The organism is Amycolatopsis sp. SID8362 (genome assembly GCF_010550475.1).
Classification (GTDB): Bacteria; Actinomycetota; Actinomycetes; order Mycobacteriales; family Pseudonocardiaceae; genus Amycolatopsis; species Amycolatopsis eburnea.
In genome coordinates this window covers 1-927 of sequence record NZ_JAAGNB010001037.1, presented here as the reverse complement: position 1 = coordinate 927, position 927 = coordinate 1, and the positions used below count along the sequence as shown (strand labels likewise).

At 74.9% G+C, this 927-nt stretch carries 2 protein-coding genes; both read left to right on the top strand.

What is annotated here, in order from left to right:
* A partial coding sequence (locus tag G3I65_RS32515) for a DNA-processing protein DprA (protein WP_203612574.1) occupies positions 1-585 on the top strand: 585 nt, incomplete at its 5' end.
* A 103-nt stretch (positions 586-688) separates the two neighbouring features.
* The coding region (locus G3I65_RS32510; RefSeq protein WP_160699490.1) for a site-specific integrase at positions 689-927 on the top strand (239 nt) is incomplete at its 3' end.

Here is a 927-nt window from a genome sequence, read left to right as displayed (position 1 = left end):
GTCGACGCCGGCTATCCGGCCGGCCACGTCGGCCTGCTGAACCGGATCGTGCGGTCCGGCGGCGCCGTCGTCAGCGAGTACCCGCCCGGCACCCCGCCGGCGCGGCACCGGTTCCTCGTCCGCAACCGGCTGATCGCCGCGCTGACCGAGGGCACCGTCGTGGTCGAGGCCGGGAAGCGCAGCGGCGCGCGCAACACCGCGAGCACCGCCGGCGCCTTCGGCAAGATCGTGATGGCGTTGCCGGGGCCGGTTTCGTCGGCCATGTCCGTCGGCTGCCACGAGCTGATCCGCGACTCCCGGGCGACGCTGGTCTCGACCATCGACCAGGTCCTCGAGACGGTGGGCCACTTCGGCATCGCCGAGGACGCCGCGCCAGGCCGGAAGCGGTCCACCGACCGGCTCGGGCCCGAAGCACTGCGTACGTACGAGGCGCTGGCCGTGCGCGCGGAGCGGTCCGACGCGGAGATCGCGGTCGAGGCGGGCATCGCGCTGCGGCGGGTGCGGGCCCTGCTGCCGGCGCTGGAGATCGACGGATTCGCCGTCCGCGGGGAAGCCGGGTGGCGACGACGGAGGGAAAGCGCGTGAACGCCACGAAATCCGGGAGAAATCGTCGACGGGGTTCGGCCGGTCCGGTGGGCCCGCGTGGCGATCCTTGACCGCGGGCGGTAGTTCGCGCAGCGTGACAGCCATGCCGTCACCACGCTCCGGCCGGGCCCGCCGTCCCGACCTGCGCGCGCTCCGGGCCGCGCTGCCCGAGCCCGTCCGGGCCGTCGTCACCGGGTACGAACGGCACCTCGGGCTCGAACGCGGATTGTCCGCGCACACCGTCCGCGCGTACGTCGGCGACGCCGTGTCGCTGCTGGGTTTCGTCGTGGACGGCGGGGGCGCCCTCGCCGACCTCGACCTCGCGCGGCTGCGGGCGTGGCT